The sequence below is a fragment of the Nonomuraea sp. NPDC049714 genome, assembly GCF_044465295.1.
Lineage (GTDB): Bacteria > Actinomycetota > Actinomycetes > Streptosporangiales > Streptosporangiaceae > Nonomuraea.
The window spans coordinates 1,120,268-1,133,977 of the sequence record NZ_JBITLM010000001.1; the positions used below are offsets into that span (position 1 = coordinate 1,120,268).

Consider the following 13,710-nt stretch of genomic DNA (forward strand, 5'->3'; position numbering starts at 1 on the left):
TGCGTGGACAGGCAGGTCGCGGGCCGGTACCGCCTCATCGAGCCTCTCGGTGAAGGCGGTATGGGCGTGGTCTGGCGCGCCCACGACGAGCTGCTCGACCGTCTGGTGGCGGTCAAGGAGGTCCGCTACACCGGGGTGGGCGACAAGCGGCGGGCCGAGCTCAACAGCAGGACCATCAGGGAGGCGCGGGCGGCGGGCCGACTCGACCATCCCTCGGTGATCGTCATCCACGACGTCGTCGAGGAGGACGGTCGCCCGTGGATCGTCATGCAGCTCGTCCGCTCCCGGTCGCTGGCCGAGGTGATCCGCGAGAGCGGGCCGCTGCCGGTGCCGCAGGTGGCGACGATCGGCGCGCGGGTGCTCGACGCGCTGCGGGCCGCGCACGCCACCGGGGTGCTGCACCGCGACGTCAAACCCGAGAACGTGCTGCTCGCCGACGACGGCCGGGTGGTGCTGACCGACTTCGGCATCGCCACCCTGGAGACCGAGGCCGGCCTGACGGCTACCGGGGGCCTGGTGGGCACGCCCGCCTACATGCCGCCCGAGCGGCTCAACGGCGAGCCGGCCCGGCCCGAGGCGGACCTGTGGTCGCTGGGCACGACGCTCTACGCGGCGACGGAGGGCGCCCCGCCGTTCCGGCGGGAGTCGTGGGCGGCCACGGTGGCGGCGGTGCTGCGCGACCCCCTGGAGCCGCCGCGCCGGGCCGGGAGTCTCACGCCGGTAATCGTCGGGCTGCTGCGGCGCGACCCGGCCGCCCGGATGTCCGCCGCGGAGGCGGCCGAACTGCTGGCCGGGGCCGCCGCGCCGGACAGCACGGTTCCCGTCACCCGGCCGCGCCCGCCCGGCCGGCGCCGGGGGGTCATGGTGGTCGCGGCCGCCGTGGCCGTGGTCGTGCTGGGCGCGGGCGGCGCGCTGTTGGCCACCTGGGCGACCTTCACGCCCGGGACGGGGGTCGCGGGCCCGTCCACCCCGTCCCACACCCCGACCAAGATTCCGACCAAGATTCCGACCAAGACCCAGACCAAGACGGCCACCAAGGGCACCACTCCCGCGCCGTCCCCCCGGTTGCCCGACGGCTGGCGCTCCTACCGGAACGCCGCCGGGGACTTCACGATCGCCATGCCACGCGGCTGGCGCGCCGCCAAGCACTCCACCAGGGACAGCGTCACCCTGTCGGGCCCCGGCACCACCGGCTCGATGATCGTCGAGTGGACCGTCCCGGACCAGCCGTGGACCAGCGCCGTGCGGCACTGGGTGGCCCTGGAGCGGGAGCTCATCGGCTTGGGCGAATTCAAGGATTACCAGCGGATCGGCATCCGCCCGGTCGATTATCTCGGCCGGAAGGCGGCCGACTGGGAGTTCACCCGGGTGCGCGAAGGTGAGCGCATTCACGTGATCAACCGTGGCTTCCGCACCGCGGACGGCCGCTACTTCGCCCTCTACTGGGAGACGCCGCACTCCCGCTGGTCGAAGGACCGGCACTACGTCGACGCCTTCGTCGGCAGCTTCCGCGCGGAGGCCGGGACACCGTGAGCGACGGGGAGCGGGCACGCTTCTGGCGGCACCCGGCGGTGCCGGAGGTCGACCTGCTCAAGGCCCGCTACGTCACCCACCGCTTCTCCCGGCACGTGCACGACGGCTACGCCATCGGCGTCATCATCGCCGGGGTGGAGGAGTTCGAGTATCGCGGCACCACGCACCGGGCGGGCGCGGGCGAGCTGGTGCTGGTCAACCCCGACTCGGCGCACACGGGCCAGGCCGGCACCGCGGGCGGCTGGGCGTACCGCATGCTCTATCCGTCGGTGGAGGCGATCGGTGAGATCGCGACCGAGCTCGGCCTGACCTACGGCACCCCCAACTTCCCCGAGCAGGTCGTGCGCGATCCGGCGGTGGCGGCGCTGATGGACAGCGCGCACCGGGCGACCGAGCGCGGCGACGACCTGGCCGCCTCCACGATGACGCGGACGCTGTTCGCGCGGCTGCTGACCCGCTACGCCACGCCGCGCCCCGCCGTGGCGCTCGCCCCCGAGGGGGCGCGGGCGGTGCGCGCGGCGCTGGACGTGCTGCACGAGCGCCTGGTGGACCCGCCGACGCTGGAGGATCTGGCGCGGGTGGTCGGGGCCAGGCCGTTCCCGCTGCTGCGCGCGTTCAAGGAGGCGACCGGCCTGCCGCCGCACGCCTACCTCAACTCGCTGCGGGTGCGGCGGGCCCGCAGCCTCCTGCGGTCAGGGGTACGGCCCGCGCGGGTGGCCGCCGAGGTCGGTTTCACCGATCAGGCGCACCTGAGCCGCCACTTCAAACGTGTCGTCGGCGTCCCTCCGGCCGCCTACCAACGAGCCGCAGGAACGTACAAGAAATAGTCCTGACCTGGACATACCCTCGGGTGACATGGAACAGACGACATCTCGCTCCGCGGCCATCCGGGACGGCCTGGGGGTGGGCCTGGCGGTGGGGTTGTCCGGGGTCGCCTTCGGCGCCGCGGCCATCACCGCGGGGCTGAGCGTGCCGCAGGCGTGCGTGCTGAGCCTGCTGGCCTTCACCGGCGCCTCCCAGTTCGCGCTCACCGGCGCGGTCGGCGCGGGCGGCGACCTGCTCTCCGCCACCTCGGGCGCGCTGCTGCTCGGTGGCCGCAACACGCTGTACGGCCTGCGGATGGCGGATGTGCTGAAGGTGAGCGGGCCGCGCAGGCTGGTGGCCGCGCACGGCGTGATCGACGAGACCACCGCCGTGGCGCTCGCCCAGCCCACCCCGGAGGCGGCCCGGGCCGGGTTCGCGACCACGTTCGGCACCCTCTACGTGACCTGGAACCTCACCACGCTCGCCGGCGCGCTCGGCACCTCCGCGCTCGGCGACCCCGGCATGCTGGGGCTCGACGTGGTGGGGCCCGCGACGTTCCTGGCCATCCTGTGGCCGCGGCTGGCGGGCAGCGCCGAGCTGCGCTGGCTGGCCGTGGGCGGCGTGGCCATCGCTCTGCTGGCCACGCCCTTCTTCCCGCCGGGGGTGCCGGTCCTGCTGTCGGCCCTGGCCGTGCTGGTGGTGCTGGCGCGATGACGCTCTGGTGGGCCATCGCGGCCGTCTGCGCGGGCTGTTACGCGCTCAAACTGGCCGGGCTCGCGGCCCCTCGCCAGGTGCTCGACCATCCCGTGGTGCGCCGCTTCGCGGAACTGGTGCCGGTGACGCTGCTGGCGGCGCTCATCGCCGTCCAGATGTTCACCCAGCAGGGCGCACTCGCCTTCGACCCGGCCCGGACCAGCGGTCTGGCGGCCGCGGTGATCGCGTTGCTGCTGCGTGCCCCGTTCCTGGTCGTCCTGGCGGCGGCGGCTGCCACGACCGCGCTTGTCCGAGTTCTTTTGGGGTAGTCGCCCCGCATGTCCGATTCTGTGGGGATTGTTGGAGGCCGCTACCGTTTGGTGAGGACGATCGGCCGGGGCGGCATGGGCACCGTCTGGCAGGCCTATGATCAGGTGCTCGGCCGCGACGTGGCGCTCAAGGAGGTCCTCCCTCCCCCCGATCTGACCGGACCCGAACGCGACCTCTTCACCGTACGGACCTTCCGTGAGGCCAGGGCGGCCGGCCGGGTCGCCCATCCCTGCGTCGCCGCGGTGTACGACGTGCTGGAGGAGCACGGCCACCCGTGGATCGTCATGCAGCTCGTCCGCTCCCGCACCCTCGGCGAGCTGGTGCGCGACGACGGGCCGATGTTCCCCGTGGAGGTCGCGCGCATCGGGCTGCAGATGCTGGAGGCGCTGCGCGCGGCCCACGCGGCAGGGGTCCTGCACCGGGACGTCAAGCCCGACAACGTGTTGCTGAGCGAGGACGGCCGGGCGGTGCTCACCGACTTCGGCATCGCCACCACCGAGGACGAGGCCCCCGTGACCAGGACGGGGGTGCTCGTCGGCACGCCTGCCTACATGGCGCCGGAGCGGGCGGCGGGCGGCCAGGCGCAGCCGGCCTCCGACCTGTGGGCGCTGGGCGTCACACTCTACGTCGCCGTCGAGGGCCACTCCCCCTTCCACCGCGAGAACGCGCTGGCCACGCTGGGGGCGGTCATGCACGCCGAGCCGGCCCCGCTGGCCCGCGCGGGCGTGCTCGGTCCCGTCCTGCTCGGCCTGCTGCGCAAGGACCCCGCCGAACGGATGTCGCTGGACGAGGCGGAGCGGCGGCTGTCCGCGATCATCGCGGGCAACGCGCCCGAGGCGACCGGCCCGGTGCCGATGCCGATCACGGCCCAGGGCCGGGCCACGCTGCCGGGCAAGCGCAAGCCGCCGCTGCTCGCGCTGGGCGTGGGCACGGTCATGGTGGCACTGGTGACCGGGGGCGCGGCCTGGTGGTCGCACCGGCCCGCGGAGACGAGCGCCCCGCCGCCCGGCCCGGCGGTGGTGCAGTCATCACCCGGCTCCCCCCGGAGCCCGGCTCCCAGCACCTCCACCGAGACGACCCACCCGCCACCGTCCAGCACCGCCACCCGGCGCGCCGACCCATCCCCCACCGTGTACGACTCACCCCGCACGATGTACGACTCACCCCGCCGCGACGAATCGGGGCCCACCGCCAAGCCGTCCAAGAAGCAGGCCCGGCCCGAGCCCACCAGGTCCACCCGCACGCAACGCGAGGAGCCCGAACGGACCACACCGGACGACGCGCAGGAGGACACCCCGGAGAACGAGGGCGACGATCGTTCGAAGACCCCCGGCCAGGTGGACCCGGACGACGGGAACGGGCAGGGCCAGGAAGCCCGCGAGAACCCCGGCAAGAAGCCGAAGAAGGACAAGCGGGACCGGGCCTGAGGCGTCAGGACTCCGCGCGCACGGCGTCCAGCGCCTTCTGCAGGTCGTCGGGGTAGTCGGTGCTGAACGACATCCACTCGCCGGTGGAGGGATGCTCGAACCCGAGCGAGACCGCGTGCAGCCACTGCCTGCTGACGCCCAGCCGGGCGGCGATCGTCGGGTCCGCGCCGTACATCATGTCGCCCACGCACGGGTGGCGCAGCGCGGACATGTGCACCCGGATCTGGTGGGTGCGGCCGGTCTCCAGCTTGATGTCGAGCAGCGAGGCCGCCCGGAACGCCTCGATCGTGTCGTAGTGGGTGATCGACGCCTTGCCGCCCGCGACCACCGCCCACCTGCCGTCGCCCGCCGGGTGGCGGTCGATCGGCGCGTCCACAGTGCCCCTGAACGGGTCGGGATGCCCCTGGACCAGCGCGTGATAGCGCTTGTCGACCGTACGCTCCTTGAAGGCGCGCTTGAGGTGGGAGTAGGCGTGCTCGCTCTTGGCCACCGCCATCGCGCCGGTGGTGTTGGCGTCGAGCCGGTGCACGATGCCCTGGCGCTCGGCCGCGCCGCTGGTCGCGATCGTGTGCCCGGCGCCGAGCAGGCCGCCCAGGACGGTCGGGCCGGTCCAGCCGACGGTCGGATGGGCGGCCACGCCGATCGGCTTGTTGACCACCACGATGTCGTCGTCCTCGTAGACGATGCGCATGCCCGGCACCGGCTCGGCCACCGGCATGGGGGTGCTCACCGGCGGCGGGAGCGTCACATCGAGCCAGGCGCCCGCGTGCACCCGGTCGGACTTCGCCGGCTGCCTGCCGTCGACCAGCACCTCGCCGGCGCCGATCAGCTCGGCCGCGCGGGTGCGCGAGAACCCGAACAGCCTGGACAGCGCCGCGTCGACCCGCTCGCCTTCCAGCCCGTCGGGGACGGGGAGACTACGCTGCTCGGCCACTCTTGCCCTCCCTCGTCCCGTCAAGCTGATAACCGCGCCAGGCCAGGATGACCGCGAGGATGCCGCCGCACACGATCGCCGAGTCGGCGACGTTGAAGATCGGGAAGTAGTCGATCACCGGGAAGTTGCCCGGTAGCACCTCGACGAAGTCGACCACGTGCCCCTGGAGCTGCGTGGACCTGCCGAAGCCCGACGGGTAGCGCAGCAGCCTGTCGGTGAGGTTGCCGAGCGCGCCGCCCAGCAGCATGCCCAGCGTGATCGCCCACGGCAGGCTCCCCAGCTTACGCGCCGCCCGGATGATGGCGACCACCACACCGGCGGCGATGAGGGTGAGGATGAAGGTCATCCCGGTGCCGATGCTGAACGCGGCGCCCGAATTGAAGATCAGCCTGAACTGCAGCACACCGGGGATCACCACCAACGGCGGCTCACCCTCCAGCGTCTTCAGCGCCACCGTCTTGGTGATCACGTCGGACGCGTAGAGGACGGCCGCCAGCGCGGTGAGTGCGGCCAGCAGCCGGCCTCGCCGCCTGCCTACCGGCGCTCCTCCTTCTGCTTGCAGGCCACGCACAGCGTCGCCCTCGGGAACGCCTGAAGGCGCTCCTTGCCGATCGGCTTGTGGCACGATTCGCACACTCCATAAGTCCCTGCGTCGATCCTGGCGATCGCACGTTCGTTCTGCGCGACCAGGTCGCGTGCATTCAGGGTAAGGGCGATCTCGCGTTCGCGCTCATAGGTCTTGGCGCCGGCGTCCGCCTGGTCGTCGCCGGCCCCTTGAGTAACGTCTCCCGATGCGATTTCGGACTCATGGCGGAGAATGTCCGCGTTGAGCTCCTCGATCTCGCTCTGCAGCGTGCCGCGTACCTCGGCCAGCTCCTGCTTCGACCACATCGACGGTGTAGCGGTCTGCGTGACTGCCACCATGGCTGCCTCCATGCTGATCAAGGCCCTTGAATCGTGCGGGCAGCTTAGGTCTCCGATAACGGAACGGCAAACGACCCGCCGGACGGTTTACCTCTCCTGTACTATCCCGCCTCGCCCTGCTAACTCCCCCTCAGCCGACTCCATTCCCACAACTTTGTCGCCTCTGGGGGCGGGAGACGTGGAAGCCTTCGGGGCCACTCTGCGTTATGGTGTGAAGCTGCAAGGCGTTGATGGGGCCCTCCTGTGAGGGATATCACCCCGGAGCCGCCGGAAGAACGGCTCGCATCGAGCTCACTAGACCCGGCCGCACCCCGAATGGAGAGGGCCTCACCCGAGGCCAAGAAGGGTGGTACCGCGGAGCCCCACCGGCTTCGTCCCTTCACGCAAAGCCCGTCTACCGGCCTGTGACGCGTGGAGGTCCCGCCCGACATGTCTTCGCCATCTTTCCGCTCTCTTCCCGCGCAGGTCGACCTGCCCGCGCTCGAGCGCGAGGTCCTGGACCGCTGGCGGGACGGGAAGATCTTCGAACGCTCCATCGAGCAGAACGAGGGCAACCCGTCCTGGGTCTTCTACGAGGGCCCGCCCACCGCCAACGGCCTGCCCGGCGTCCACCACGTCGAGGCGCGCGTCTTCAAGGACCTGTTCCCGCGCTACAAGTCGATGCGCGGCTTCAGCGTGCCCCGCAAGGCCGGCTGGGACTGCCACGGCCTGCCCGTCGAGGTCGGCGTCGAGAAGGAGCTGGGCCTCACCGGCAAGCGCGACATCGAGGACTACGGCATCGCCGAGTTCAACGCCAAGTGCCGCTCGTCGGTGCTGCGGCACGTCGACGCCTTCGAGCAGCTCACCGAGCGGATGGGCTACTGGATCGACCTGTCGACGGCGTACCGGACCATGGACCCCGCCTACATCGAGGCCGTCTGGTGGTCGCTCAAGGTCGTCTTCGACAAGGGCCTGCTGTTCCGCGACTTCCGCATCACGCCCTACTGCCCGCGCTGCGGCACCGGCCTGTCGGACCACGAGCTGGGTCAGCCCGGCGGCTACGAGACCGTGTCCAGCCCGTCGGTCTACGTCCGCATGCCGGTGACCTCCGGGCCGCTGGCCGAGCTGGGCGCCTCCCTGCTGATCTGGACGACCACCCCCTGGACGCTGGTCTCCAACACCGCCGTCGCCGTACACCCCGACGTCACCTACGTCGCCGCGCGCACCGCGGACGGCGAGGTGCTGGTGGTGGCCGAGCCGCTGCTGTCGGTGCTCGGCGAGGACGTCACCGAGGTGGCCCGCCTCACCGGCCGTGAGCTGGAGCGCACCACCTACCAGCGGCCCTTCGACCTGGTCGACGTCCCCGACGCCCACTACGTGGTGCTCGGCGAGTACGTCACCGTCGAGGACGGCACCGGCCTGGTCCACCAGGCGCCCGCGTTCGGCGCCGACGACCTGGCCGTCATCAGGCGTTACGACATGCCGGTGATCAACCCGATCGGCCCCGACGGGCGTTTCCTCGACGACGTGCCCATGGTGGGCGGGCAGTTCTTCAAGGACGCCGACGAGGCGCTCACCGAGGACCTGCGCGGCCGTGGCCTGCTGTTCCGCGGCGGCCACTTCGACCACAGCTATCCGCACTGCTGGCGCTGCCACACGCCGCTGCTCTACTACGCGCTCCCGTCCTGGTACATCAGGACCACCGAGGTCAAGGACCAGATGCTGGCGGAGAACGCCAAGACCAACTGGTACCCCGACACGATCAAGTGGGGCCGCTTCGGCGAGTGGCTGCGCAACAACGTCGACTGGTCGCTGTCACGCTCACGCTACTGGGGCACGCCGCTGCCGCTGTGGGTGTGCACGGCCGACGAGTCCCACGTGACCTGCGTGGGCTCCCTGGCGGAGCTGGGCGCCCTGGCCGGCGAGGACCTGTCGGCGCTCGACCCGCACCGCCCGTTCGTGGACGACGTGGCCTTCCCCTGCCCGACCTGCTCGGCCGAGGCCCGCCGGGTGCCCGACGTCATCGACGCCTGGTACGACTCCGGTTCCATGCCGTTCGCCCAGTGGGGGCAGGCGGGCAAGCCCGAGGGCCTCTACCCGGCGCAGTTCATCTGCGAGGCGACCGACCAGACCCGCGGCTGGTTCTACTCGCTGATGGCCGTGGGCACGCTGGTGTTCGGCCAGTCCTCGTACGAGAACGTGCTCTGCCTCGGGCTCATCCTGGCCGAGGACGGCCGCAAGATGAGCAAGCACCTGGGCAACATCCTGGAGCCGCTGCCGCTGATGGACGAGCACGGCGCCGACGCGCTGCGCTGGTTCATGGCCTGCGGCGGCTCGCCGTGGTCGGCCCGCCGGGTCGGCCACAACGCGCTGGAAGAGATCGTCCGCAAGGTCCTGCTGACCTACTGGAACACCGCCTCCTTCTTCACCCTCTACGCCAACGCCGAGTCGTGGTCGCCCGCCCGGCTGGCCGAAGCGCCCCCGGCCGCGCAGCGCCCGCTGCTCGACCGCTGGGCGCTGGCCGAGCTGCACCGCACGGTGGCCGACGTCACCGCGTCGCTGGACGAGTACGACACCCAGCGGGCCGGACGCAGGCTGGCCGAGTTCCTCGACGACCTGTCCAACTGGTACGTGCGCCGCTCGCGCCGCAGGTTCTGGCAGGGGTCGCCGGAGGCGTTCGCCACCCTGTACGAGTGCCTGGAGACGGTGACGCGGCTGATGGCGCCCTTCACGCCGTTCGTCACCGACTACCTGTGGGACGTGCTGCGCGGCTCCGACGCCCCCACCTCGGTGCACCTGACCACCTGGCCCGCCGTACGCGACGACCTGCTCGACCCGGCGCTGTCGCAGCAGATGGCCCTGGTGCGGCGGCTGGTGGAGCTGGGCCGCTCGGCTCGCGCCTCCTCCGGCGTGAAGACCCGGCAGCCGCTCGGCCGCGCCCTGGTAGGCGCGCACGACTGGCCGTCGCTGCCCGGCGAACTGCGTGATCTCATCGCCGACGAGCTGAACGTCCTGGCGTTGGAGGACATGTCGGGCTTCAGCGCCGACCTGGTCTCCTATACCGTCAAGCCCAACTTCCGGGCGCTCGGCAAGCGGTTCGGCTCCCAGACCAAGCTGGTGGCCGCCGCCGTCGGCGCCGCCGACGCCACCACCCTGGCCCGCGCCCTGCGCTCCGGCGAGACGGTCACAGTGGAGGCGGCCGAGCTCGGCCCCGTCACGCTCGGCTCCGACGACGTGATCGTCACCGAGCAGCCACGCTCCGGCTGGGCGGTGGAGACCGGCGCGATCGACACGGGCACCGGCGAGACGGTGGCGCTCGACCTGGAGCTCACCGACGAGCTGCGTCAGGCGGGCCTGCTGCGCGAGGTCATCCGCCTGGTGCAGGACGCCCGCAAGTCGACCGGCCTGGCCATCACCGACCGCATCGACCTGTGGTGGACCGCCGCCGGCCCCGACCTGGCGCAGGCCCTGCGCTCCGGCGGCGGGCTGGTCGCGGACGAGGTCCTGGCGTCGTCCCTGGCGGAGGGTGAGCAGCCCGGCCTCCCGTCCCACACGGACACCGACCTGGGCCTCACCTTCCAACTCCGCCGCGCCTGACCTCCCCCGGCCGGCCACCGTCACGGTGGCCGGCCGGGGAGTCGCCCCCCGCAGCCGGCCGTGGGAGTCACCCCCGCCCCCGCTCATCCCCTTCCGCTGACCCCGCTCAACGTCGGTATCAGAGCTCGACGCTCTCGCCCGGCAGCAGCCGCCGGACATCGGCGTCGAGCGCCCCGGCCTCGCGCTCCAGCACGCTGTCGAGCACCTTCAACCCCCACTCGTTGAGCAGCCCGTCATGGATCGCGTACGCCCGGCGCGGCCCCATCTCCCGCAGGTAGCCGACCAGATCGGGCACCGTCATCCACGGAGCCTGCCCCGGCACCAGCAGCGTCGGCACGTCGACCAGCGGCAGCGCGTCGCCAGGATGAAACACCTCACCGTCGAGAAGGAACCCGACGTTGTCCACGGGCTCGGCGTCGGGGTGGCTGAAGTGATGCTTCTCCCCGACGGCCACGACCTCGAACCCGGCGACCGTCAGCACGTCCCCGTCGCCCACCACCCGCACCTGATCCCGCATTCTCGCCAGCCGCCGAGCCACCCCGGGACAGGTATAGACGGCGAACTCGGAATCAGCCGCCGCGGCCGCGTACAGACGCTCGGCCTCGAAGTGGTCGAAATGCTCATGGGTGATCAGCACCGCCTCGGCACCGGCCAGCGCCTCGGGCTCCGGCGTCATCGCCCCGGGATCGATGACGATGGCCCTGGAGTCCTTCTCCACCCGCACGCACGCATGCCCGTACTTGGTCAGTCTCACGGCCCCATCCTGTCCCGCCGGTCACCCCCGCCTACAGGAGATCTCCGACAGCGAACACCACCCCGAACAGACCAAGAGTGTGCCTCAACACCCGAAACCCAAGCGTTCAGGACACGCCATCAGCCGACAGTCGTCACCGCGAATCAACTCACAGCTTCACGGTCATTCTGACAAACAGAACAACTCGTCATACCCGCTGCCTCAGCCCGGGCCAGCGTCATGCTCTCCACCCCGGACTCTCCAGCACCCTCGATCAACGGGCAAGCGGTGCCGTGGTACCGGCGGGTGCCGATGATGACCTTCACCATGGTGGCACCGGCCTTCTTCCCGTCGCCGTTCTTGCCCTTGGCAGAACCGGGCTCACTGTCCTTGGAGGCCACCTCCTTGGCGGTGGAGGAGGCGGGCCGCCCCTGAGCGGCGGCGTCGGCCGAAGCCCCACCTCCCGGCTTCGCGCCGGCAGCCTGCTCGCCGCCCTGTTTGGAGCCGGCCTGCTCGCCGCCCGGCCGGGGGCCGGCGGACTGCTCGCCACCCGGCCTGCCGGGTTGGGACCGCTCGCTGCCCTGCTTGGGGCCGGTGGGCCGCTCGCTGCCCAAGGACTGCGACTGCCCCCTCGAACTACTGCTAGCGGGCCTCTCCCCTGTCGCCCTGTCAGGCGCTCCGGTGGGAGTCGGCAAGGCCCGGGACTTGGCGGACTCGGCCGACGACGCCGGCCGCTCCGGCGTCACGGCACCACTCGAAGCCGTGCCCCGATCGGTGCCGCCCTGCGACGACTTCCCCTCGGCGTCACCGAACGCGGCGAAGCCTCCCTGAGGCTTGCCACCACCTGGACGCGAAGGACCGCTGGACGAGGCGCCGCTCCCCGAGGAAGCACTGCCACCAGAGTCCCGGGCACCGCTGCCCGAGGGGCGAGCGTCGCTGCCCGGGGACCCGGCTCCGGTGCCCCGCTCAGGTCGCCTGTCCGAGCTCTCCGATCGCAGCGACGAGGTGGCGTCACCCGATCCGGGCCGTGTCCGTGCAGCAGCGGGGCTGCCTTGTGCCGGGCGGCGTGGCTCCGCCGACGGATCGGAGCCCTGTGGCACCGGTGCTCCGGAAGCGGTGACGCGAGGCTGGGGGCGCGTGTCGGGACCCGAGGAGTCGTTGTCAGGCTCGCCGGTCACCGCCTGTGAGGACCGCTGCCCTGCCTTACCGGCATCCGGCTCACGGCGCTCACTGTCTCGTCGCCCCGGCCGCTCATCACGCGCACCGCCGCCCGCCGCCTTCCGCACGGGCGGCGTACCGCTACCGGCATCCGGCTCATCGGACCCAGCACTGCCACCCGGCCGCTTACCCTGCGCACCACTGCCGGCCGCCTCAGGCTTGCCGGCAGTCCGCTCGCCGGGCTCACCGCGGCCAGAGGACTCAGCGCGCTCGTTTCTGCCGGGGGGCCGCCCGCCCTGCGTGCCGCCGGGGGTCGAGCCTGTACCGCTGCCAGGACGCTTGCCCTGGGCACCGCTGTCAGCCGCAGACTCGCCATGCTCGGCTCTGCCGACCGGTCGCCTGCCCTGCGCGCCTCTGCCGGTATCCGGGGCATCGCGCTCAGCGCTGCCACCCGGGCGCTCCGACCCGGCGGTCGGCTGCTTGGGCCGATCCGGCTTGGGGCTGCGGTCGGCATCGGGGAGGGGGAGGGAGATCTTGGTCTCCGCCTCAGAGTCTTCGCTCTCGCCGGATGCCGCGGAAGGCCGCGTGCCGCCGCCCGCGGACGGCGGGCCGCCTCCCGGGCGGGTGGGCGCGGAAGCCGAGGAAGCGGCCGGTCGGCCGAACCACCCGGTCGGGCCTTCGGCTGACGCGGAGGAAGAGGAGCGTCCGCCGGTCGCGGAGGTTGCCTGGGTGGGGGTGGCAGCCGCGGAGGAACCCGGGGTCACGGCAGCGGAGGAGCCCGAAGTGGGAGCGGCAGAGGAGCCTGAGGTCGCAGCCGCGGACGAGCCTGAAGCGGGAGCGGCGGCGGAGCCCGAGGTGGGAGCGGCGGACGAGGCCGGAGTGGTGGTGGCGGAGGCGGCCGGAGTGGTGGCGGCGGCCGGGGAGGACGAGGTGGGGGTGGAAGCCTTGGGTTCGGGCTTCGGCGCCACGGCCGGCGACTGCGGGTCCCGCGTCGGCTCGGCCCGGTGCGCGGTGGCGACGGCTGGCTCGGGGTCCGGGGCAGGTGGCAACTGCCGGCCGCCGAGCGCGGCGTCAGGCAGGCACGCGGTGCAGGGCGTGAAGCCCTCCTCGCGCGCCTCTTCGTACGTGAGCTCTTCGTGATCCCGCCCGATCAGCTGGCGGCAGCCCTGGACGTGGTAACGCTTGCGTCCTGGGATCACCAGCACGATCGCGTCCGGGGAGATCCCCTTCGCCGTCACCGGGCGGTGCGGGCCCGACGCCGGTGCGGGAGAGGGGCTCCGCGCGGGCCCGGGTGAGTGCAGGGTCGCCGCCGTCCGCTGGAACGGTTGCGGCGGCGCTTGCGCCCCCATCGGGCCGGTCCGGTTGTGTGGCACGCCAGGGGGCACGAGCCCCGCTGGAGGAGGGGTGGCCGGCACAGCGGCCTGCCCACCACCGGGAAACAACTCGTGACGCCGCAGCAGCGCCCCGATCACCAGGAAAAGCGCGGACAGCACACTGACCACGATGGACCACATGATCAGGAACGGCTTGGCCAGTACGAAGCCCGCGATCAGCAGAATGACCGCCGCGAGCACCAAACCAGCACTGATAAGGATCAC

Annotated in this window: 12 protein-coding genes; 7 read left to right on the forward strand and 5 right to left on the reverse strand. The window is 72.1% G+C overall.

What is annotated here, in order from left to right:
* Positions 1-3 precede the first annotated feature (3 nt).
* From ACIBQX_RS05370 to ACIBQX_RS05390, 5 genes are read left to right on the forward strand one after another with little or no spacing between them, the layout of a single operon-like run.
* On the forward strand, positions 4-1,533 hold the full coding sequence (locus tag ACIBQX_RS05370) for a serine/threonine-protein kinase (protein WP_397000837.1): 1,530 nt from the start codon (positions 4-6) through the stop codon (positions 1,531-1,533).
* Positions 1,530-2,360: an AraC family ligand binding domain-containing protein gene (locus ACIBQX_RS05375; RefSeq protein WP_397000839.1), complete on the forward strand. Its 831-nt coding sequence runs from the start codon at positions 1,530-1,532 to the stop codon at positions 2,358-2,360. The genes ACIBQX_RS05370 and ACIBQX_RS05375 overlap by 4 nt, the downstream gene beginning before the upstream one ends.
* A gap of 28 nt (positions 2,361-2,388) precedes the next feature.
* On the forward strand, positions 2,389-3,051 hold the full coding sequence (locus ACIBQX_RS05380) for an AzlC family ABC transporter permease (RefSeq protein WP_397000841.1): 663 nt from the start codon (positions 2,389-2,391) through the stop codon (positions 3,049-3,051).
* Positions 3,048-3,359, forward strand: a complete 312-nt coding sequence (locus tag ACIBQX_RS05385) for an AzlD domain-containing protein (protein WP_397000843.1) — start codon at positions 3,048-3,050, stop codon at positions 3,357-3,359. Before ACIBQX_RS05380 ends, ACIBQX_RS05385 begins: the two co-directional genes overlap by 4 nt.
* 51 nt (positions 3,360-3,410) lie before the next feature.
* On the forward strand, positions 3,411-4,787 hold the full coding sequence (locus ACIBQX_RS05390; RefSeq protein WP_397000845.1) for a protein kinase: 1,377 nt from the start codon (positions 3,411-3,413) through the stop codon (positions 4,785-4,787).
* A 4-nt stretch (positions 4,788-4,791) separates the two neighbouring features.
* Here ACIBQX_RS05390 and ACIBQX_RS05395 read toward each other — a convergent pair whose 3' ends face one another.
* From ACIBQX_RS05395 to ACIBQX_RS05405, 3 genes are read right to left on the reverse strand one after another with little or no spacing between them, the layout of a single operon-like run.
* Positions 4,792-5,721, reverse strand: a complete 930-nt coding sequence (locus ACIBQX_RS05395; RefSeq protein ID WP_397000847.1) for an RluA family pseudouridine synthase — start codon at positions 5,719-5,721, stop codon at positions 4,792-4,794.
* Positions 5,705-6,292 carry a signal peptidase II gene (locus tag ACIBQX_RS05400; RefSeq protein WP_397000849.1) on the reverse strand — a complete coding sequence of 196 codons (588 nt, stop codon included), beginning with the start codon at positions 6,290-6,292 and terminating at the stop codon, positions 5,705-5,707. Before ACIBQX_RS05400 ends, ACIBQX_RS05395 begins: the two co-directional genes overlap by 17 nt.
* On the reverse strand, positions 6,256-6,645 hold the full coding sequence (locus ACIBQX_RS05405) for a TraR/DksA family transcriptional regulator (protein WP_397000851.1): 390 nt from the start codon (positions 6,643-6,645) through the stop codon (positions 6,256-6,258). Before ACIBQX_RS05405 ends, ACIBQX_RS05400 begins: the two co-directional genes overlap by 37 nt.
* Before the next feature lie 429 nt (positions 6,646-7,074).
* On the opposite strand from ACIBQX_RS05405, the gene ileS reads away from it, so the two are divergent.
* Entirely contained in the window at positions 7,075-10,221 is a 3,147-nt protein-coding gene (ileS, locus tag ACIBQX_RS05410; protein ID WP_397000853.1) for an isoleucine--tRNA ligase, read from the forward strand.
* Positions 10,222-10,339: 118 nt separating this feature from the next.
* Here the strand turns inward: ileS and ACIBQX_RS05415 are convergent, their stop codons facing one another.
* On the reverse strand, positions 10,340-10,975 hold the full coding sequence (locus ACIBQX_RS05415; protein WP_397000855.1) for an MBL fold metallo-hydrolase: 636 nt from the start codon (positions 10,973-10,975) through the stop codon (positions 10,340-10,342).
* A gap of 143 nt (positions 10,976-11,118) precedes the next feature.
* Positions 11,119-11,568: a hypothetical protein gene (locus tag ACIBQX_RS05420; protein ID WP_397000857.1), complete on the reverse strand. Its 450-nt coding sequence runs from the start codon at positions 11,566-11,568 to the stop codon at positions 11,119-11,121.
* 1,327 nt (positions 11,569-12,895) lie between these two features.
* Here ACIBQX_RS05420 and ACIBQX_RS05425 point away from each other — a divergent pair.
* A complete protein-coding gene (locus ACIBQX_RS05425) occupies positions 12,896-13,252 on the forward strand; it encodes a hypothetical protein (protein WP_397000859.1) in 357 nt (118 codons plus the stop codon).
* The last annotated feature ends 458 nt before the right edge of the window (positions 13,253-13,710 follow it).